The organism is Microbacterium sp. K27 (assembly GCF_004794435.1).
GTDB lineage: Bacteria > Actinomycetota > Actinomycetes > Actinomycetales > Microbacteriaceae > Microbacterium > Microbacterium maritypicum_A.
Window position 1 is genome coordinate 1 of the sequence record NZ_SSDK01000029.1, and the last position, 18,869, is coordinate 18,869.

An 18,869-nucleotide genomic window follows, 5' to 3' on the forward strand; every position below is an offset into this window, starting at 1 on the left:
CGTCCGGGGTTCGCCGCGAGCACGGCACCCAGCGCGCCGGCGAGGACGTCGCCCGTCCCCGCGGTGGCCAGCCAGCCGGTCCCCGCTTCGACGGCGATGACCGTCCCGTCCGGCGCCGCGATCAGCGTACGCGCGCCCTTGAGCAGCACGGCGCCCCCGAGCGTGTCCGCCATGTGCCGCGCGGCCTGCGCGCGATCCTCCGCGGTCGAGGACATTCCGAGCCTCTCCTGCAGCCGGACGAACTCCCGCGCGTGGGGCGTCACGAGGAACGGCGCCGTCGCGCGTTCGGCGAGATCGAGCGCTCCGGCGTCGATCACGACGGCGGCGGTGCCGGAGAGGATCTCCCGCAGAGCACCGGATTCCGTGTCGCTGCGGTGCGCCGGGTCCGTCCCCGATCCGATCACCCAGGCGTCGACCCTCGAACGCCCCGTGTCCGCCCCGGCGACGGTCTCCGGTCGCCGGGCGAGAACGGCATCCGCCACCCGCTCCGCGCCCACGTAGCGGACGAAGCCCGCCCCGGCCCGCCACGCCGCCTCGACGCCGAGCACCGCGGCACCGGGATACGCGGGCGATCCGGTGCGCAGCGCCACCACGCCACGGGCGTACTTGTCGTCATCCGCGGTCGGCGCACGCAACAACCGCGCCGTGTCGCCGCGTGTCCACTCGCGCACCTCGAACATGACTCCACGTTAGTGCGACGGCCCGTCCTGCACCCGCGCGGCGGTACCGTCGAACCGTGAGTCTTCTCTTCTCCCCGCTGCGCATCCGTTCCGTCGACTTCCGCAACCGCCTCTGGGTCTCGCCCATGTGCATGTACAGCGCGGTCGACGGCGTGGCCCAGGAGTGGCATCACACGCACCTCGTACAGTTCGCGTCCGGCGGCGCGGGACTCATCATCGCCGAGGCGACGGCCGTGGTCCCCGAGGGACGGATCTCACCGCGTGACCTGGGGCTCTGGGATGACGAGCAGCGCGACGCCCTCGTCCCGATCGTCCAGGCGATCCATGACCGCGGAGCCCACGCCGGCATCCAGCTCGCCCATGCCGGCCGCAAAGCATCGACGTGGTGGCCCTGGGCACCCGAACGCGGATCGGTGCCGGCCGCCGATGGCGGGTGGACGACATCCGCCCCCTCGGCCATCGCCTTCGACGGCTTCGACGAGCCGGTCGCCCTCGACCTCGCCGGGATCGACCGTGTGGTCGACGCATTCGCGTCCGCAGCACGGCGCGCGACGGACGCCGGGTTCGACGTGCTGGAGGTGCACGGGGCGCATGGGTACCTCCTGCACCAGTTCCTGTCTCCCCTGTCGAACCTGCGCGGGGACGAGTACGGCGGCTCGCTCGAGAATCGTGCCCGCCTGCTGCTGCGCGTCGTCGACGCGGTCCGCGAAGCCGCAGGAGCCGATGTGCCGTTGTTCGTGCGCATCTCCGCCACAGATCATGCCGACGGCGGTTTCACGCCCGAAGAAGCGGCGATCGTCGGCGACTGGGCAGCGCAGCGTGGTGCCGATCTGATCGACGTCTCGAGTGGCGGCCTGGTCGCGCACCAGCGGATCAGCGTCTTCCCCGGGTATCAGGTCCCGCTCGCCGAAACCGTGCGACAGGGTGGCCGGATCCCGGTATCGGCGGTCGGTCTCATCACCGCGGCGGCCCAGGCCGAGCAGGTGCTCAGCGAGGGAGCCGCGGATGCGATCTTCGCCGGACGGGAGTGGCTGCGCGACCCCCATTTCGCGCTCCGTGCCGCGCACGAGCTCGACGCCGAGATCGTCTGGCCACCGCAGTACGAGCGGGCCCGCCTGCGCTGAACAGTGCTCGGACGACGAAGGCCGCCGATCCCCTGAGAGGGGTCGGCGGCCTTCGTCGTCCGAGCGACGATCAGCGTCCGCGGAAGCGGCGGGTCGCGTCCTGCACCTCACCGACCAACTCCTCGAGGATGTCCTCGAGGAACAGCACGGCGGTGGTGTTGCCCTGCGCGTCACGCACCTTCGCCAGATGCCGACCCGCGCGACGCATGACCGCGAGGGCGTCCTCGAGATCCGTGTCCTCCTGCACCGGCACCATGTGGTGGATGCGCTTGGCCGGAACCGGCTCGACCATCTTGGCCTCGGCGTCGGGGCCTTCGGATGCGCGGAGGATGTCTTTCAGGTGCACGTAGCCGATCGGTACGGATGCATCGTCGACGATCACGTAGCGCGAGAACCCGTATCGTGCGACCGCCTTCTCGATGTCGTCGGGCGTCGTCGACTGGGGCAGCGTGACCAGATCGCTCAGTGGCACCGCGACGTCCCGCGCCTTCTTGTCGGTGAACTCGACCGCTGCGGCGACTGTTCCCGCCGTGTCCATGAGCACGCCTTCGCGACGCGACTGGCTGACGATGGTCGCGACCTCATCGAGAGTGAACGTCGATGCGGCCTCGTTCTTGGGCTCGACCCGGAACAGGCGCAGGACGCCGTTGGCTGCCGCGTTGAGCACCCAGATCACGGGCATGAACACCTTCGACACCCACACCAGCGGTGGGGCGAGGATCAGCACGGCACGGTCCGGCACCGAGAACGCCAGGTTCTTCGGCACCATCTCGCCGAACACCACGTGCAGGAAGGACACGATCACCAATGCGATCGTGAACGACACGGCGTCGACCGCACCGTCCGGCCACCCGAGCGCGTGCAACGGCACGGAGAGCAGATGGTGGATCGCCGGTTCGGACACATTGAGGATGAGAAGCGAGCAGATCGTGATGCCCAGCTGCGACGTCGCGAGCATCAGCGTCGCGTGTTCCATCGCGTAAAGCGCGGTCTTCGCGGCGCGTGAGCCCTGGTCGGCTCGAGGCTCGATCTGCGATCGTCTGGCCGAGATCACCGCGAACTCGGCACCGACGAAGAACGCATTCGCGACCAGGAGCACGACGAGCCAGGCGAGTCCTGCCCAATCGCTCATCGGGTCACCTCCTCATCGCCATCGAGCGGATTCGGCACGTAGCGCACCCGATCCACCCGTCTGCCATCCATGCGGACCACCTGCAGCACGCCGCTGTCGAGAGAGACCTCGTCGCCCACCGCGGGCACGCGCTCGAGCACGCTCATGACGTAGCCGCCGACGGTGTCGTACACATCGCCCTCGGGTACTTCCACACCGGCACGGCGACGCAGCTCGTCCGGGCGCAGCTCTCCGGGGAACGTGACTCCCTCCCGGTTGCGGATGACTCCCGCGCGGGTGCGATCGTGCTCATCGGCGACTTCTCCGACGAGTTCTTCGACGAGGTCTTCCAAGGTCACCAGCCCCGCGGTCCCGCCGTACTCGTCCACGACGATCGCGAGTTGATAACCGCGCGCACGGAGTTCCGCGATCAGGGCGTCGACGTGCACGGTCTCCGGAACGCGGAGCGGTTCCGTCGCGAGAGCGCCCACCGGCACCTCCGTGCGCCGCTCGCGCGGAACCGAGATGGCGGCTTTCAGGTGCACGACGCCCGTGATGTCGTCGAGGTCGTCGTCGTACACGGGGAAGCGGCTGTGGCCCGTGCGTCGCGCGAGCTGGATGACGTCGTCCACCGAGTCGCCTGCAGCGATCGCGTGCATGCTCGGTCTGGCCGTCATCACGTCGGCGGCCGTGAGGCGCGAGAACATGAGGGTGCGGTCGAGCAGCGAGGCGGTGTCGGCCTCCAGCAGGCCCGCGTTGGCGGACCGCCGCACGAGCGATGACAGCTCCTCCGCGCTGCGGGCGCCTGAGAGCTCTTCCTTCGGCTCGATCCCCATGCCGCGCAGTACGCCGTTCGCACTGCCGTTGAGCACCACGACGGCCGGTTTGAACACGGTCGTGAACGCGATCTGGAACGGGATCACGAGCTTCGCCGTCGCCAGCGGCAGAGCGAGGGCGAAGTTCTTGGGCACGAGTTCGCCGAGGATCATCGAGAGCACCGTCGCCGCCAGCATCGCCACGATGGTCGCGATCGGCGCGACGGCCGCTTCAGGGAGGTTCCAGGCGATGAGGGTCGGGCGCAGGAGGTTCGACAGCGCCGGCTCCATCGTGTAACCGGTCAGAAGCGTCGTGAGCGTGATGCCGAGCTGGGCCGCCGAGAGATGCGTCGATGTGTGCCTGAGGGCGCTGATCGTGAGCGAGAGCCGCGATTCGCCGCGTGCCTGCCTGGCTTCGAGTTCGGCGCGATCGAGGTTCACCAATGCGAACTCGCTCGCCACGAAGAGGCCGGTGCCGACCGTGAGCAGGAGCCCCACGCCCAACATGATGTAGTCCATCAGAGGTTCCTCTCCTGTGAGAGAGGCGGACAGTGGGGCGATGTTCTACAACTGGGAGGGTCGTCCATTATGCCGACGATTGTACCGAAGACGACGGGGAGTGCGCTCGCGGTCACCAGCTGACCGGCAGCGCCTTGCCCTCTTCGTAGCCGGCCGCCGACTGCAGGCCCACCACGGCGCGCTCATGGAACTCCGGTACAGACGAGGAGCCGGCGTAGGTGAAGGATGAGCGGACACCGGAGGTGATCATGTCGAGAAGGTCTTCGATCCCGGGACGGAGCGGGTCGAGATAGATCTTCGATGAGGAGATGCCCTCGGCGAAGAGCTCCTTGCGAGCACGCTCGTAGGCGTCGAGGCGACCGAAGCGCGCCTGGACGGCCTTGGTCGACGCCATGCCCCAGGACTCCTTGAACAGACGGCCATCGGCATCGCGCTGCAACTCCCCCGGCGCCTCGATGGTGCCGGCGAACCAGGATCCCACCATGACGGAGGCCGCGCCGGCGGCGAGGGCCAGAGCGACATCGCGCGGATAGCGCACGCCACCGTCGGCCCAGACGTGCGCACCGAGCTCGCGTGCCGCCTGCGCGGTCTCGAGCACGGCGGAGAACTGCGGGCGGCCGACCGCGGTCATCATGCGGGTGGTGCACATGGCGCCGGGGCCGACGCCGACTTTGAGGATCGACGCCCCCGCGTCGACCAGATCGGCCACGCCGTCGGCGGTGACGATGTTGCCTGCGACGACGGGGAGGCCGAGGTCGAGCTCGGCGACCGCGCGCAGAGCCCGCAGCATCCCCTCCTGGTGGCCGTGGGCGGTGTCGACGACCAGAACGTCGACGCCTGCCGCTGCGAGTGCCTTGGCCTTGGCCGCGACGTCGCCGTTGATCCCGACGGCCGCGGCGACCGCGAGGCGCCCATCGGAATCGACCGCAGGGCGGTAGAGCGTCGAGCGCAGCGCACTCCGGGCGCTCAGTGTTCCGACGAGGTGTCCGTGGTGCACGACGGTCACCATCTCGACGCCGGCATCGGTGATCACATCGAACGCGTGCCGCTCCGAGCCGATGTCGTCCGCGTCGATCGCCGGCGTGCCGTGGTGCACGAGATCGCCGAGCTGCGCATCGGGGAGCGCCGTGGCCAGGCGGGTCGCCGGGAGGATCCCGAGGATGCGCTCGACGCCGATCGGCGCCGTGCCGCGGGCGACGACGATCCCGTGACCGCTGGTCGCCGGGAGCAGACGGAGCGCATCGGCCGCCGATGCTTCGGGAGGCAGCACGATGGGCGTGTCCCAGAGCACGGGCTGCGACTTCACCTCGCGGATCGCCGCATCGAGATCCTGCAGCGGCAGGTCCTGGGGCAGCACGCCCAGCGCGCCACGCCGCGCGAGCACGGCTGCGATGCGCGGGCCGGTCACGGAGTTCATGTTCGCGGCGACGAGTGGCAGGGTCGCCGGGGTGCCGTCCTGCGGGGCGAGGTCGACCTGGAGACGGCTGGTGACCGCGGATCTGCGCGGTACCAGGAAGACGTCGGAGTAGGTCAGATCGACGGTCGGCTGCTCTCCAGAGAACTTCATGCTTCCACGGTACCCAGATCGCGACGCGGTGGGCGCTCAGCTTCGACGATTCCCATAGCGAAACACGTTAGGCTTGTTGGTCGAGAGTGTGCGGGCCCGAACGCATCCTGCGTCGACGTCCGCACCAGAGAGCTTCAGCGATGAAAGAGGGCGATCGAGAGTGTCGAACCAGGTGACCGGCGTCAACGGCGACGGGGGGTTCGGAGCCAATTCCTGGCTCGTTGAAGAGCTCTACGAGCAGTTCAAGGTGAACCGCGACTCCGTCGACAAGGAGTGGTGGCCCATCCTGGAGAAGTACCACTCCGAGACGGCTTCCGCAGCTCCCGCGGCAACGCCCGATGCGCCGGCGGCGGCTCATCCCGTCACCGCACCGATCCCGGTGATCGGTTCGCAGCCGGTGGCGCGCACGACGGCCAAGCCCGCCGCTGCCGCGCCGATCCCCGCCCAGGCCCCGAAGCCGGCGAAATCCGAGTCGAAGGACGCTCCGGCGCCCGCCGAAGAGGACAAGGTCACGCCGCTGCGCGGTCTGCCCAAGACCCTCGCCGCGAACATGGACGAGTCGCTCACCGTCCCGACCGCCACCAGCGTGCGTACCGTGCCGGCCAAGCTGATGATCGACAACCGCATCGTCATCAACAACCACATGGCACGCACCCGCGGCGGCAAGGTGAGCTTCACCCACCTCATCGGTTGGGCGCTCATCCGGACACTCGACGAGTTCCGCAGCCAGAACGTGTTCTACGCGGAGGTCGACGGAAAGCCCTCCGTGGTCGCGCCGGCGCACGTCAACCTCGGCATCGCGATCGACCTGCCCAAGCCCGACGGCACACGCGCCCTCATGGTGCCCAGCATCAAGCGCGCCGACACCCTCACCTTCACCGAGTACCTCTCCGCCTACGAGGACCTGGTCACCCGCGCCCGCGGCAACAAGCTGACGGCCGGCGACTTCCAGGGCACCACGGTGTCGCTGACGAACCCGGGTGGCATCGGAACCGTGCACTCGGTGCCGCGTCTGATGAAGGGCCAGGGCTGCATCATCGGTGCCGGTGCCCTCGAGTACCCCGCCGAGTTCCAGGGCGCGAGCGAGAAGACGCTCAACGAACTCGCCATCGGCAAGACGATCACACTGACCAGCACCTACGACCACCGCGTCATCCAGGGCGCCGGCTCCGGCGAGTTCCTGAAGAAGGTGCACGAGCTGCTCATCGGCCAGCGCGGGTTCTACGACGACATCTTCGCGGCCCTGCGCATCCCCTACGCGCCGATCCGCTGGAACCCCGACATCGCCGTCGACCTCGCCGAGCGCGTCGACAAGCAGTCCCGTGTGCAGGAGCTCATCAACTCGTTCCGTGTGCGCGGACACCTGATGGCCGACATCGACCCGCTCGAGTACGTGCAGCGCTCGCACCCCGACCTCGAGATCGAGAGCCACGGCCTCACCTTCTGGGACCTGGACCGCGAGTTCGTCACCGGCGGGTTCGGCGGTCGGCGCATCGCGAAGCTCCGCGACATCCTCGGGGTGCTCCGCGACTCGTACTGCCGCACGCTCGGTATCGAGTACATGCACATCCAGGACCCGGAGCAGCGTCGCTGGTTCCAGGAGAAGGTGGAGGTCAAGTACCAGAAGCCCGGCCACGACGAGCAGCTGCGGGTTCTCCGCAAGCTCAACGAGGCCGAGGCCTTCGAGACCTTCCTGCAGACCAAGTTCGTCGGTCAGAAGCGCTTCTCGCTCGAGGGCGGCGAATCGCTCATCCCGCTGCTCGACGAGATCCTTCAGGGCGCCGCGACCGCCGGCCTCGAGGGCGCCGCGATCGGCATGGCGCACCGCGGCCGTCTGAACGTGCTCACCAACATCGCCGGCAAGACCTACGGCCAGGTGTTCCGTGAGTTCGAGGGCACGCAGACCCCGGGCAACCAGCGCGGTTCCGGCGACGTCAAGTACCACCTCGGCACCGAGGGCACCTTCGTCGCCGACGACGACTCCGAGCTTCCGGTCTACCTGGCCGCCAATCCCTCGCACCTCGAGACCGTCGATGGCGTGCTGGAAGGCATCGTCCGCGCCAAACAGGACCGCAAGCCGATCGGCACCTTCGCCTGGCTGCCGATCCTCGTGCACGGCGACGCGGCCTTCGCCGGTCAGGGTGTCGTGGTCGAGACGCTGCAGATGTCGCAGCTGCGCGGCTACCGCACCGGTGGCACGATCCACGTGGTCGTGAACAACCAGGTCGGATTCACCACGACGCCGAACGACGGCCGCACGTCGATCTACTCGACCGACGTCGCCAAGACGATCCAGGCGCCGGTGTTCCACGTGAACGGCGACGACCCCGAGGCCGTCATCCACGTCGCGCAGCTCGCGTTCGAGTACCGCGAGCGCTTCCACCGTGACGTCGTGATCGACCTCGTCTGCTACCGCCGACGTGGTCACAACGAGGGCGACGACCCCTCGATGACGCAGCCGTTGATGACCGACCTCATCCAGGCGAAGCGTTCCGTCCGCCGCCTGTACACCGAGTCGCTCGTCGGCCGTGGTGACATCACCGAGCAGGAGTACGACGAGGCCAAGGCCGATTTCCAGAACCGCCTGGAGATCGCGTTCGCCGAGACGCACGCCGCCGAGACCGGCGCTCTGCCGATCGCTCCGGAGCAGGCCCCCGTCGACGACCAGGTCGGTGCCCCCGAGATCACCGGTGTGCCGAGCGAGGTCATCCAGATGATCGGCGACGCCTTCGTGAACAAGCCCGAGGGCTTCACGGTGCACCCGAAGATCCAGCAGCTGCTGGACAAGCGCCTCGACATGAGCCGAAACGGCAATATCGATTGGGGCTTCGGCGAACTGCTCGCATTCGGTTCGCTGCTGGTGGAGGGAACGCCCGTCCGGCTCGCCGGCCAGGACGCTCGCCGCGGCACGTTCGTGCAGCGACACGCGACCCTGCACGACCGTGCGAACGGCCAGGAATGGCTGCCGCTGTCGAACCTCTCCGACGCTCAAGGGCGCTTCTTCGTCTACGACTCGCTGCTCAGCGAGTACGCCGCCCTCGGCTTCGAGTACGGCTATTCGGTGGAGGCTCCGGAGGCGCTCGTGCTCTGGGAGGCCCAGTTCGGCGACTTCGTCAACGGTGCCCAGTCGGTCATCGACGAGTACATCTCGGCCGCCGAGCAGAAGTGGGGACAGCAGTCCAGCGTGACCCTGCTCCTCCCCCACGGCTACGAAGGCCAGGGGCCGGACCACTCGTCGGCACGCATCGAGCGCTTCCTGCAGATGTGCGCGCAGGACAACATGATCGTGTCGCGTCCGTCGACCCCCGCGTCGTACTTCCACCTGCTGCGCCGCCAGGCCTACGCCCGACCGCGCAAGCCGCTCATCGTCTTCACACCGAAGGCGATGCTGCGTCTGCGCGGCGCGACGAGCCCGGTCGAGGCGTTCACGCAGGGTCGTTTCGAGCCGGTCATCGATGACGACCGCGGGCTCGACCGCACCGCCGTCAAGCGGGTGCTCGTGCACTCGGGCAAGGTGCACTGGGATCTGCGTGCCGAGCTCGAGAAGAACCCGAACCCCGAGGTCGCCCTCGTCCGGCTCGAGCAGCTGTACCCGACGCCGATCGACGAGCTCAAGGCCATCACCGACTCCTACCCGAACGCCGAACTGGTGTGGGTGCAGGAAGAACCGGAGAACCAGGGCGCCTGGCCGTTCCTGGCGCTCGCCTTCGCCGACGTTCCCGGAGACCGCTCGTTCCGCCCGGTGTCGCGCCCGGCCTCGGCATCGCCGGCGACCGGATCCTCGAAGGTCCACGCGGCTGAGCAGGCCGCGCTGATCCGCGCGGCGGTCACCCTCGGCTGATCGTCAGACGAGAAGGGGCGCCGCGACTTCGGTCGTGGCGCCCCTTTCGTTTCCCCTCCGGACTCAATACCAGATGTCGAGCGACGGTGCCGGGAAGGCGACGAGCGCGCGATCGAGCGCCTCGACCGCCGCGGATTCGGCGGAGATCCGTCCGGCACCGTGCAGTGTGGACGCACGGACACCCCCCGCGTAGAGCACGGAGAGCGTCGAGACGTCGAGTGTGACGTCGACCGCGGAGCCTCCCGCGGCCGCGTCCACCGTCGCGACCCCGGCGTCATCGACGCGCAGACGCCAGTCGCCGCTCGCGAAGCCCAGAGAGTCCTCCACGCGAAGGACCGTGTCGATCGGTGCGGAATAGCGGCGTGCGGTCAGCGCGGTCGGCAGATCGAGGATGCGGAGCCACCCGTGATCGTGCACCTCCTGCTTCACCCCGCGGGTGTCGTGGACCAGCCACGGCAGCGGGTCGTCGATCGGGCGGAGGTCGGCGACCACCTCGTCGACGAGATCGTGCTGCAGCGCGAAACGCCACAGGGCGGTGCGCGCATCGTCGGTCTCGGCGACCAGCAGGCGCACGTCCATCCGGAAGCGGAAGGTTCCGCCGGCCTCCCCCACCGTGTACGCCATCACACCGCGCAGCGCACCCTCCTCGTCGAGGTAGCGCACCCCGCGGGCCTGGTCGCGATCCGGGGTGGGCGCGACGCCCGCGTACCCCTCCCATCGCCCCTGCCAGCCGGGGATCTGCCCCGATGCCCGGCCCCGGGCGCGCTCGTGCACCGTGCCGAGATCGGCGGCGAGGGTTTCGCCATCGATGTACTCGAGCCGGCCGGTCGGCGTCGGTCCGCTCCAGCCTGCGCGTCGGGTGTCGACCGTGTGACGCGCGACCGGGATCGCCGATCCGAACCCGTACCGACCGTAGATCGTCGCCTCGGACACGGTGAGCCCCGCGATCGGCACCCCTGCGGATGCTGCCGCGCGCAGTTCGCCCTCGAGCAGTGCCCGGGCGATCCCGCGACGCCGGTGCGTCGCCGAGACCGTGACCACGCTGATGGCCCACATGGGGATCTCGCCGCCGGGGAGGGTGAGCGGAGTCACCCAGCTGTTGATCGTCGCCACCGGCAGAGCGGTCGCCGGCGGTGTCTTCTCGAAGACACCGATGTTCCGTCGCTCGGCGAACGTTTTCCGCACCTGAGCCCGCATCTCGGCGTTCGGGTCGGACCCGAGGAACCCTCGGTCGACAGCGCGGGCGAAGGCGGAAGCGCTCGCCTCGTCGCTCAGATCGACGACTCGGTACTCGAGCCCGGATCCGGCCAGTCTTTCCGTCGAGGTGTTGTCAGCGGGAACGTCGCGCGCATCGATGGAGTTCATCCATCCACACTAGCGACGGCCTCAGACGCGTGTGTCAGTGCTGTGTCGCCTGAACGGCCCGCAGACGCGCGAACACCTGGTCGCGCAGCTCCTCCGGAGCCGTCTCCTTGCAGGCACGGGCGATCACATCGGTGAGGGTGGTGGCGACGAGCGCCTCGTCCCGGCACGACGGGCAGTTCTCGAGATGCTCGCGGATCTCGGTGTGTTCGGTCTTGCACACCTCGTTGCGGAGGTATTCCTCCAGATCCTGACGGGCTTTGTCGCAGCCGCAGTCGCTCATTTCTTGCTCCTCGTCTCAGCCGCGGCGATGCCCCGCTCAGCGGCGTAATCTGCCAACAGCTCCCGCAGCATCCGCCTGCCACGGTGCAGACGGCTCATGACGGTGCCGATGGGGGTCTTCATGATGTCGGCGATCTCCTGGTACGCGAAGCCCTCGACGTCGGCGAGATACACCGCCAGTCGGAAATCCTCCGGAACGGCCTGCAGCGCGTCCTTGACGACCGACGCGGGCATCCGGTCGATGGCTTCGGCTTCGGCCGACCGGCTGTGCGACGCCGTGGTCGACTCTGCTCCGCCCAGCTGCCAGTCCTCGAGCTCGTCGATCGTTCCCTGGAACGGCTCCCGCTGGCGCTTGCGGTAGATGTTGATGTAGGTGTTCGTGAGAATCCGGTACAACCACGCCTTGAGGTTCGTGCCCTGCGAGAACGTCGCCCAGGACCCGTAGGCCTTGACGAAGGTCTCCTGCACGAGGTCGGCGGCGTCGGCCGGGTTGCGCGTCATGCGCATCGCCGCGGCGTAGAGCTGATCCATGAAAGGGATCGCCTGCTCCTCGAACTCGCGCCGAGGGTCGCTGACGGTGTCTGCGGTTGCGGTGTCATCCATCATCGGCCAGTCTAGGCCGCTGAGGTCGAACACCTCGCGCTCCAACGTCGCCGGCATACTCTCTCCTTCGCGTCGGGATGCCTGTCTTTCGCGACGAAGCTCCCTGTGTTTACTAAGGTGAGAACCGATGAGCGCCAACAGGTATTCCCCTTCCCGTGTGCAGGGCGCCTATGCCGCGCCCACGACCGACGTGCCGGTGCACGCCGAGCTCACGATCCCCGGTTCCAAATCGCTGACGAACCGCGAGCTGATGATTGCCGCGATCGCCGACGGTCCCGGCCGCCTGATCTCGCCGCTGCACTCCGACGATTCCGCGCGCATGGTCGACGCTCTCCGCGCTCTCGGGGTCGGTATCGAGGAGGTGGACGCCGGACACGAGTTCGGACCCGATCTGGTCGTCACCCCTGCGAAGCTCCGTGGCGGCACCACGATCGATTGCGGGCAGGCCGGAACCGTGATGCGATTCATCGCCCCGCTCGCCGGACTCGCGGAACATGACGTGCATCTCACCGCCCATGAGACCGCCCTCCACCGTCCGATGGGCGGCCTGATCAGCGCGCTGCGCGATCTCGGCGTCGACATCGACGACGAGGGCACCTGGGCCCTCCCCTTCACGATCCGCGGTCACGGTCGGATCCGCGGTGGACGGGTCGAGATCGACGCCTCGGCATCCAGCCAGTTCGTCTCCGGGCTTCTGCTCGCCGCTCCTCGGTTCGACGTCGGCCTGCACCTCGTCCACACCGGCGAGCACCTGCCGAGCCTCCCGCACATCGACATGACGATCGAGGCCCTCAGCCGACGCGGCATCCGCATCGAGCGCCCCGCTGTCGGCGAATGGCTGGTCGAAGCGGGCGTGCCGCGCGCCAAGGAGATCGCGATCGAACCCGATCTCTCCAACGCCGCACCGTTCCTCGCCGCGGCACTCGTCACCGGCGGATCGGTGTCGATCACGGGCTGGCCCGCCCACTCCACCCAGCCCGGTGCGCTGCTGCCCGAGATCCTCCAGGCCATGGGAGCGCACGTCGGCCGTCACGGCGGCACGCTCACCGTGCGCGCCGGCTCCGGAATCCGCGGCCTCGATCTCGACCTCTCCGCGGCCAGCGAATTGACGCCGACCCTGGTCGGCCTCGCCGCCTTCGCGGAGTCTCCGACCACGATCCGCGGCATCGGGCACATCCGTCTGCACGAGACCGACCGGATCGCCGCACTGATCGGCAACCTCCGAAAGCTCGGCGGCGAAGCCGAAGAACTTCCCGACGGCCTCCGCATCATCCCCCGCCCACTGCAGGGCGGCGGATGGGCCGCGCATCACGATCACCGGATGGCCACCACCGGAGCGCTCATCGGCCTGCGCATCCCCGCCGTCGAGATCGACGACATCGGTACGACCGCCAAGACCCTCCCGGAGTTCACGATGCTCTGGGAGCGGATGCTGCGGGGCTGAGGATGAGCTGGCTCGACGACGCCGACGACCTCGAAGACGACTTCGAGGACTTCGACGAGAGCAGCATCCGGACGCGCCCCAACCCGAAGGCGAACCGCCCGCGCACCAAACGTCGCCCAGCGCACGAGGATGCGCAGGTGGGTCGAGTGCTCGGCGTCGACCGCGGCAGGTACTCCGTCCTCCTCGGCGAGGACACCGCCGAGGAGCGCATGATCACCACCACGCGCGCCAGGGAGCTGCGACGTATGCCGATCGTCACCGGCGATCAGGCACGGGTCGTCGGCGACACATCGGGAGACGAAGGCACCCTCGCCCGCATCGTCGGCATCATCGACCGCACCTCGTTGCTGCGACGCAGTGCCGACGACACCGACCAGGTCGAGCGCGTGATCGTCGCCAACGCCGATCAGATGCTCGTCGTGGTCGCGGCTGCCGACCCCGAGCCCCGCGCCCGACTCGTCGACCGCTATCTCGTGGCCGCGCTGGATGCCGGCATCCGCCCACTCCTCGTCGTCACCAAGACCGACATCGCGGATCCCACCGAGTTCCTCACGCACTTCGACGGGCTCGACCTGCGGGTGTTCACCAGTGCGCAGGATCAGATGCCCGTTGACGAGATCGGCGAATCCCTCGTCGGACACTCCACCGTCTTCGTCGGCCACTCCGGGGTGGGCAAGTCCACGCTCGTCAACGCGCTCGTCCCGACGGCGCTGCGCGCCACCGGCCACGTGAATCAGGTCACCGGACGCGGGCGGCACACCTCGTCGTCGACGGTGTCGCTGCGCTACGAAGGCCCCCGCGGGACCGGCTGGGTCATCGACACCCCCGGCGTGCGCTCGTTCGGTCTCGGACACGTCGATCCCGCGAACATCCTTGCGGCGTTCACCGAGCTCGCCGCGATCGCCGAGAACTGCCCTCGCGGCTGCACCCACCTCGCCGACGCCCCCGACTGTGCCCTCATCGAGGCCGCGGAGAGCGGCGAACTGGGCGAGACCGGTCGAGCGCGGCTCGACTCCCTGCAGCGGCTCCTGCAGACCTTCGCGGACAAGGCGGAGCAGGCGCCCGGCCGTTAGGCTGGACACGTGACTCAGCGCCTCGAACCCGGAACCGCCGCCCCCGACTTCTCCCTCCTCGACCAGGACGGGAACACCGTCCGTCTGGACGACCTGCGCGGCCAGAAGACCGTGCTGTACTTCTATCCGGCTGCGATGACCCCCGGATGCACCACCGAGGCCTGCGACTTCCGCGACAGCATCTCCTCGCTCCAGGGCGCCGGCTATCGGGTGATCGGCATCTCGCGCGACGAACCCGCCACGCTGACGAAGTTCCGCGAGCGCGACGGGCTGACCTTCCCGCTCCTGAGCGATCCCGACCACGCGGTGCACACGGCGTACGGCGCGTGGGGCGAGAAGATGAATTACGGCAAGCGCATCGAGGGCGTTATCCGCTCGACCTTCGTGCTCGACGAAGAGGGCAAGATCGCTCTCGCGCAGTACAACGTCAAGGCCACCGGCCACGTCGCACGACTGCGCAAGCAGCTCGGCATCGACGCCTGAGCCGCGACTTTCGATCCGAGGCCGATGGGCCCCGCGGCCCGCACGGCGCTGAGGTCACTCGGCAGCGCGCTGCGGGCCTTCCAGACGCGCGCTCGAGATCAGCAGGACGAATCCGACCAGCCCGGGAAGCCCGACACCGAGGGTGAATGTCCACGCGATCGGCTGCAGCGTGAGAGACGCCAGCGCGAGAGCCACGGCGAGCACCTGGAAGACCACTCCCCCGGACCGCGCCCACGACTTGCCCACGCGTGTGCCGACGGCGAACGCGACGAGGGCTGCGGCACCGATCAGCGTGAGCACGATGAGTGCCAGCGCCGTCGGCAGCGAGGCCGCGTCGCCCGCACCGAGGCCGGCGAGCTCGATCACGGCGAAGACCAGGAGAGCCACCGCCTCGAGGGCGAGGACCGCCGCAGCTGCGAGGGCGATTCCGGGTGCGCGCACGGTGTCTCCCAAGGATCGAAAGAGGAGAAAACCCTTGATTTCACGGTTTTCATGTAACAGAATAGAGAAAGTCATGTGCTCCCACAGCGGCGTGGGGCGAGCGTTCACGCTCGCATCACAATTCGCGGGCATTCCGTCCGCATCTCAACAGGGTAGCGGAACCCGAACTACTACCCGAATCCGAGAGGTCGCATCGCGACATCTCTTGAAATCCACACCGAGGAGCCCCCATGGACTGGCGCGATAAGGCCGCCTGCCTGACTGTCGACCCCGAGCTTTTCTTCCCCGTGGGGAACACCGGCCCGGCCGTCGATCAGATCGAGAAGGCGAAGACTGTGTGCGCCACCTGCACCGTCACCGAGATCTGCCTGCAGTACGCCCTGGAGACCAGCCAGGACTCGGGCGTGTGGGGCGGTCTCTCCGAAGACGAGCGCCGCGCTCTGAAGCGTCGCGCCGCCCGCGCCCGCCGCGCCTCCTGATCGTCCGGAAGCGGCCTGAGATCGACTCTCAGGCCGCTTCCGTCTGTTCGGGAGCGGCCGTGCTCACCTCTCGAGCCAGCGCAGCGGGATGTCGATGACCACCTCGGTGCCTTCTCCGTCGCTCCCGTGCCATTCGATCGTTCCACCGAGTTCGCCCTGGATGAGGGTGCGGATGATCTGAGTGCCGAGCCCCTGGCCGATCCGCCCCTCCGGCAGGCCTAGTCCGGTGTCCCTCACCGTCACGCGGAGGTTCTCCTCGGTGCGCTTGGCGTCGATCGTCACGACGCCCTCCTGCCCGGCGAGACCATGCTCCACCGCGTTGGTCACGACCTCCGTCAGCGCGAGTGCGAGCGGAGTCGCATACTCGCTCGGCAGCACTCCGAAGCGTCCGGTCGACTGTGTGCGTGCGCGCGTGTTGGGCGCAGAGGCGACCTCGGCGACGAGCTTGAGCACGCGGTGGAAGACCTCATCGAAATCGACCTTCTGCGTGAGTCCCTGAGCGAGCGTGTCATGCACGACGGCGATGGCATCCACGCGGCGCATGGCCTGCGTGAGCGCGTCCCGCGCCTCGTCGGAATGCGTACGACGTGCCTGGATCCGCAGCAGGGAGGCCACCGTCTGCAGATTGTTCTTCACCCGGTGGTGGATCTCGCGGATCGTCGCATCCTTGGTGATGAGCTCCTGCTCCTGATGGCGCAGCTCCGACACATCGCGACAGAGGACGATCGCCCCGATCCGGGTACCGTGGTCCTTCAGCGGAATGGCGCGCAGCGACACCGTCACCCCGCGCGCCTCGATATCGGTGCGCCAGGGCGCGCGTCCGGTGACGACGACGGGCAGAGACTCGTCTACCTGTCGGGAAGGCGGCACCAGCCGAGTGGTGACCTCGGCGAGCGACTCCCCCTCGAGCTCGTCGTCGAAACCCATCCGGTTGAAGGCGGAGAGCGCATTCGGGCTGGCGAATGTGGTGATCCCGTCGACGTCGATGCGGATGAGTCCGTCGGAGGCTCGCGGGGCGCCGCGACGCGGTGACGTCGGTGCGGTGAGGTCGGGGAAGCTTCCGTCGGCGATCATGCGGAAGAGATCGTTCGCGCACTCGTCGAAGGTGATCTGCTGACGGGAGGGCGTGCGCACCTCGCCGAGGTTGGTGTGCCGGGTGACGACTCCGATCACGGTGGACTGGGCATCGGCGCCGCGGCGGACGCTCACGATCGGCACGGCTCGCACTCTGGTCGGCGTCTCTTCGAACCAGTCAGGCGAAGAGGAATCGACGATCTCGGCGGACTCGAAGGCGCCCTGGACCTGCGTGCGCCACTGCGGCCGCACCCGTTCACCGACGATGTCGCGATAGAAGAGGGTCGCGGCGCCGCTCGGTCGCGCGTGTGCGACCGCGATGAAGGAGCCGTCGTCGGTCTGGATCCAGATCACGATGTCGGCGGAGGCCAGGTCCGCGAGGAGCTGTCCGTCGCCGGCGAGACGATGGAGCCATTCGACATCGCTGTCGTTCAGGAGTCCCTGGGCATGGGCGAGATCGCTGAGGGTTGACACCTGACCAGCCTACGGTCACATGCCTCAGAGAATCGCCAGCGAAGTCGCGCGCCAGCGACGATCCGTCCCTTCCAGGCGCACCGCGACCGCCCGGGTTCGACCGGGACCCGCGACCACCACCACGGCTTCGATGACACCGTCGAGGGGCTCGGTGACTCGTAGCGCGCGGATCTCGAAGGTCGGACGTGCAGGAGGCACTCCGCGTGCACTGCGTGCTCGCGCGGAGAGGTTCGATCGGGTGACCAGGCTGCGGAACGCCTCTTCGCTGAACCATCGGGCGAGCTGATCGATTTCTCTGACACCCGCAAGTACCTCGAGCACGCCGTGCGTGAGGCTGCGCAGAAGCGGAACAGGGTCGGGCAGCTCGATGGTCGGTGTCGGCTGGGGTGCGAAGTACTCGTGCGGCATCATGTCGAACTCTCGATCGGGGAGGTCTGCGAGTGAGCAAGTACAGCACCGCGATGCCCGGGCGAGGGCGGAAAAGGTGGAGGAATGTGGATAACTCGTACAGCCGGGGAATGGTGTCGCCTACGCTCTGTCGAATGCACTGGGACCGACTGTTCGAAGACCTCGAAGGCCAGCTGGCATCGGAATGGGAGGCCGAGCGCGCGGTGCTGGACGCCGAGTCGGAACGGCTTCGCATCGCGCGATTGGATCTGCGCTCTCGGCTGCGCGCGCTGTGCCGCACCGGTGCGGACGCCACGATCGACCTCACGAACGGGAGACGAATTCCGGTCTCGCTGCAGTGCCTCGGTGCGGATTGGGTCGCGGTTTCCACGCGCGGCACTGGCGCGGCACACGGCGACTCCACCGCCCTCTTCCTTCCGCTCGCGGCCGTCAGCGGTGTCGCGACGGATCACGGCATGCTCCTGGCGAGTCTCGACGCACCGCCGTCTGCTGACATACCGCTACGGGAGCGGATGACTCTCGGTTTCGTGCTGCGTGACCTCGCGCGGCGACGCGTCCCGGTGCACATCAGCACACGGGTGGGCGACGACGTCCATGGCACGATCGACCGCGCCGCTGCCGATCACCTCGATCTGGCCGTGCACGACGCGGGCCAGGCTCGGCTCGCCGGGGCCGTGCACGGGTTCCGCATCATCCCGTTCTCAGCGCTGGTCGCGGTACGCGCCCCCGGCGATCAGTTGCGATGAGCCGATGATGTGCCCCAGACCTCGGGGAAGCTCGCGGTCTGGGACTGATGCCACAGCGCCATCCGTCGGGAGTTCTCGGACTCCTCGGCCAGATACCCCTCGAGACTGGTCTCCTCCACCCGCCACCGAGGCGGCGATCCGAGTTGTGCTCCCCGAAGTCGTCCCTCATGCACGAGCGCGATGACCTCATCCACCTCGATGCTCAGCAGCTCGGCCACCTGTGCCGGCGCGAGATAACGCGAGGCGCGAACAGGAGAGGCGGACATGTCCTCATTCTCTCCCGCGGAGAGCCAGAATTCCGGTCCGATCGCCTCCTGTGGATAACTCACGGACCATCGACGCC

Annotated in this window: 18 protein-coding genes; 7 read left to right on the forward strand and 11 right to left on the reverse strand. The window is 68.4% G+C overall.

Annotated features, from left to right (window positions below; translation table 11 throughout):
• Positions 1 to 680: ADP-dependent NAD(P)H-hydrate dehydratase (locus DW307_RS02380; protein WP_136023832.1), on the reverse strand; the 680-nt coding region annotated here is incomplete at its 3' end.
• Positions 681 to 736: 56 nt separating this feature from the next.
• Between DW307_RS02380 and DW307_RS02385 the strand changes: the two genes are divergently transcribed.
• Positions 737 to 1,804, forward strand: coding sequence for an NADH:flavin oxidoreductase/NADH oxidase (locus tag DW307_RS02385; protein WP_136023833.1), 1,068 nt, complete (start codon positions 737 to 739; stop codon positions 1,802 to 1,804).
• 70 nt (positions 1,805 to 1,874) lie between these two features.
• Here the strand turns inward: DW307_RS02385 and DW307_RS02390 are convergent, their stop codons facing one another.
• The 3 genes from DW307_RS02390 to guaB1 all read right to left on the reverse strand — a co-directional run bounded on the left by DW307_RS02390 (position 1,875) and on the right by guaB1 (position 5,816).
• Positions 1,875 to 2,936, reverse strand: coding sequence for a hemolysin family protein (locus DW307_RS02390; RefSeq protein ID WP_021199869.1), 1,062 nt, complete (start codon positions 2,934 to 2,936; stop codon positions 1,875 to 1,877).
• Positions 2,933 to 4,249, reverse strand: a complete 1,317-nt coding sequence (locus DW307_RS02395; protein ID WP_136023834.1) for a hemolysin family protein — start codon at positions 4,247 to 4,249, stop codon at positions 2,933 to 2,935. The genes DW307_RS02390 and DW307_RS02395 overlap by 4 nt, the downstream gene beginning before the upstream one ends.
• 112 nt (positions 4,250 to 4,361) lie before the next feature.
• The gene (gene guaB1 / locus DW307_RS02400; protein WP_136023835.1) at positions 4,362 to 5,816 is read right to left on the reverse strand and encodes a GMP reductase; all 1,455 of its coding nucleotides are present in this window, start codon (positions 5,814 to 5,816) and stop codon (positions 4,362 to 4,364) included.
• A gap of 160 nt (positions 5,817 to 5,976) precedes the next feature.
• On the opposite strand from guaB1, the gene DW307_RS02405 reads away from it, so the two are divergent.
• Positions 5,977 to 9,657 (forward strand): multifunctional oxoglutarate decarboxylase/oxoglutarate dehydrogenase thiamine pyrophosphate-binding subunit/dihydrolipoyllysine-residue succinyltransferase subunit, encoded by a 3,681-nt coding sequence (locus DW307_RS02405; RefSeq protein ID WP_021199866.1) that lies wholly within the window; start codon positions 5,977 to 5,979, stop codon positions 9,655 to 9,657.
• A 63-nt stretch (positions 9,658 to 9,720) separates the two neighbouring features.
• Here DW307_RS02405 and DW307_RS02410 read toward each other — a convergent pair whose 3' ends face one another.
• Genes DW307_RS02410 through DW307_RS02420 form a run of 3 tightly spaced genes read right to left on the reverse strand, consistent with a single transcriptional unit; the run spans position 9,721 to position 11,961 of the window.
• Positions 9,721 to 11,022 carry a GNAT family N-acetyltransferase gene (locus DW307_RS02410; protein WP_136023836.1) on the reverse strand — a complete coding sequence of 434 codons (1,302 nt, stop codon included), beginning with the start codon at positions 11,020 to 11,022 and terminating at the stop codon, positions 9,721 to 9,723.
• 34 nt (positions 11,023 to 11,056) lie between these two features.
• Positions 11,057 to 11,302 carry a zf-HC2 domain-containing protein gene (locus tag DW307_RS02415; protein WP_021199864.1) on the reverse strand — a complete coding sequence of 82 codons (246 nt, stop codon included), beginning with the start codon at positions 11,300 to 11,302 and terminating at the stop codon, positions 11,057 to 11,059.
• Entirely contained in the window at positions 11,299 to 11,961 is a 663-nt protein-coding gene (locus tag DW307_RS02420; protein ID WP_021199863.1) for a sigma-70 family RNA polymerase sigma factor, read from the reverse strand. The genes DW307_RS02415 and DW307_RS02420 overlap by 4 nt, the downstream gene beginning before the upstream one ends.
• Before the next feature lie 70 nt (positions 11,962 to 12,031).
• Here DW307_RS02420 and aroA point away from each other — a divergent pair, with 70 nt between their 5' ends.
• The 3 genes from aroA to bcp are packed head-to-tail and all read left to right on the forward strand — an operon-like array spanning position 12,032 to position 14,904.
• Positions 12,032 to 13,348 carry a 3-phosphoshikimate 1-carboxyvinyltransferase gene (gene aroA / locus DW307_RS02425; RefSeq protein WP_029258236.1) on the forward strand — a complete coding sequence of 439 codons (1,317 nt, stop codon included), beginning with the start codon at positions 12,032 to 12,034 and terminating at the stop codon, positions 13,346 to 13,348.
• 2 nt (positions 13,349 to 13,350) lie between these two features.
• Complete coding sequence (rsgA, locus tag DW307_RS02430; RefSeq protein ID WP_136023837.1) at positions 13,351 to 14,421, forward strand: ribosome small subunit-dependent GTPase A; 1,071 nt, start codon at positions 13,351 to 13,353, stop codon at positions 14,419 to 14,421.
• 9 nt (positions 14,422 to 14,430) lie between these two features.
• Positions 14,431 to 14,904 carry a thioredoxin-dependent thiol peroxidase gene (bcp, locus tag DW307_RS02435; RefSeq protein ID WP_021199860.1) on the forward strand — a complete coding sequence of 158 codons (474 nt, stop codon included), beginning with the start codon at positions 14,431 to 14,433 and terminating at the stop codon, positions 14,902 to 14,904.
• A gap of 54 nt (positions 14,905 to 14,958) precedes the next feature.
• On the opposite strand, the gene DW307_RS02440 is transcribed toward bcp, so the two are convergent.
• The gene (locus tag DW307_RS02440; RefSeq protein WP_029258238.1) at positions 14,959 to 15,345 is read right to left on the reverse strand and encodes a hypothetical protein; all 387 of its coding nucleotides are present in this window, start codon (positions 15,343 to 15,345) and stop codon (positions 14,959 to 14,961) included.
• 230 nt (positions 15,346 to 15,575) lie between these two features.
• Between DW307_RS02440 and DW307_RS02445 the strand changes: the two genes are divergently transcribed.
• Positions 15,576 to 15,824 carry a WhiB family transcriptional regulator gene (locus DW307_RS02445; protein WP_017203224.1) on the forward strand — a complete coding sequence of 83 codons (249 nt, stop codon included), beginning with the start codon at positions 15,576 to 15,578 and terminating at the stop codon, positions 15,822 to 15,824.
• Between the two features lie 63 nt (positions 15,825 to 15,887).
• On the opposite strand, the gene DW307_RS02450 is transcribed toward DW307_RS02445, so the two are convergent.
• Positions 15,888 to 17,372, reverse strand: coding sequence for a sensor histidine kinase (locus DW307_RS02450; RefSeq protein WP_029266826.1), 1,485 nt, complete (start codon positions 17,370 to 17,372; stop codon positions 15,888 to 15,890).
• A 24-nt stretch (positions 17,373 to 17,396) separates the two neighbouring features.
• Positions 17,397 to 17,783, reverse strand: a complete 387-nt coding sequence (locus tag DW307_RS02455; protein WP_021199857.1) for an Rv3235 family protein — start codon at positions 17,781 to 17,783, stop codon at positions 17,397 to 17,399.
• 131 nt (positions 17,784 to 17,914) lie between these two features.
• On the opposite strand from DW307_RS02455, the gene DW307_RS02460 reads away from it, so the two are divergent.
• Positions 17,915 to 18,526: a hypothetical protein gene (locus DW307_RS02460; RefSeq protein WP_029258241.1), complete on the forward strand. Its 612-nt coding sequence runs from the start codon at positions 17,915 to 17,917 to the stop codon at positions 18,524 to 18,526.
• Here DW307_RS02460 and DW307_RS02465 read toward each other — a convergent pair.
• The gene (locus tag DW307_RS02465) at positions 18,514 to 18,792 is read right to left on the reverse strand and encodes a helix-turn-helix domain-containing protein (protein ID WP_029258242.1); all 279 of its coding nucleotides are present in this window, start codon (positions 18,790 to 18,792) and stop codon (positions 18,514 to 18,516) included. The two genes, DW307_RS02460 and DW307_RS02465, sit on opposite strands and share 13 nt — an antisense overlap.
• Positions 18,793 to 18,869 lie beyond the last annotated feature (77 nt).

Bases quoted from the DNA above. Each gene is read 5' to 3' on its own strand.
- DW307_RS02420 (WP_021199863.1), bottom strand. From the start codon at position 11,961: ATGCCGGCGACGTTGGAGCGCGAGGTGTTCGACCTCAGCGGCCTAGAC.
- aroA (WP_029258236.1), top strand. From the start codon at position 12,032: ATGAGCGCCAACAGGTATTCCCCTTCCCGTGTGCAGGGCGCCTATGCC.
- DW307_RS02455 (WP_021199857.1), bottom strand. From the start codon at position 17,783: ATGATGCCGCACGAGTACTTCGCACCCCAGCCGACACCGACCATCGAG.
- guaB1 (WP_136023835.1), bottom strand. From the start codon at position 5,816: ATGAAGTTCTCTGGAGAGCAGCCGACCGTCGATCTGACCTACTCCGAC.
- DW307_RS02395 (WP_136023834.1), bottom strand. From the start codon at position 4,249: ATGGACTACATCATGTTGGGCGTGGGGCTCCTGCTCACGGTCGGCACC.
- DW307_RS02410 (WP_136023836.1), bottom strand. From the start codon at position 11,022: ATGAACTCCATCGATGCGCGCGACGTTCCCGCTGACAACACCTCGACG.
- rsgA (WP_136023837.1), top strand. From the start codon at position 13,351: ATGAGCTGGCTCGACGACGCCGACGACCTCGAAGACGACTTCGAGGAC.
- DW307_RS02445 (WP_017203224.1), top strand. From the start codon at position 15,576: ATGGACTGGCGCGATAAGGCCGCCTGCCTGACTGTCGACCCCGAGCTT.
- DW307_RS02390 (WP_021199869.1), bottom strand. From the start codon at position 2,936: ATGAGCGATTGGGCAGGACTCGCCTGGCTCGTCGTGCTCCTGGTCGCG.
- DW307_RS02465 (WP_029258242.1), bottom strand. From the start codon at position 18,792: ATGTCCGCCTCTCCTGTTCGCGCCTCGCGTTATCTCGCGCCGGCACAG.
- DW307_RS02460 (WP_029258241.1), top strand. From the start codon at position 17,915: ATGCACTGGGACCGACTGTTCGAAGACCTCGAAGGCCAGCTGGCATCG.
- DW307_RS02415 (WP_021199864.1), bottom strand. From the start codon at position 11,302: ATGAGCGACTGCGGCTGCGACAAAGCCCGTCAGGATCTGGAGGAATAC.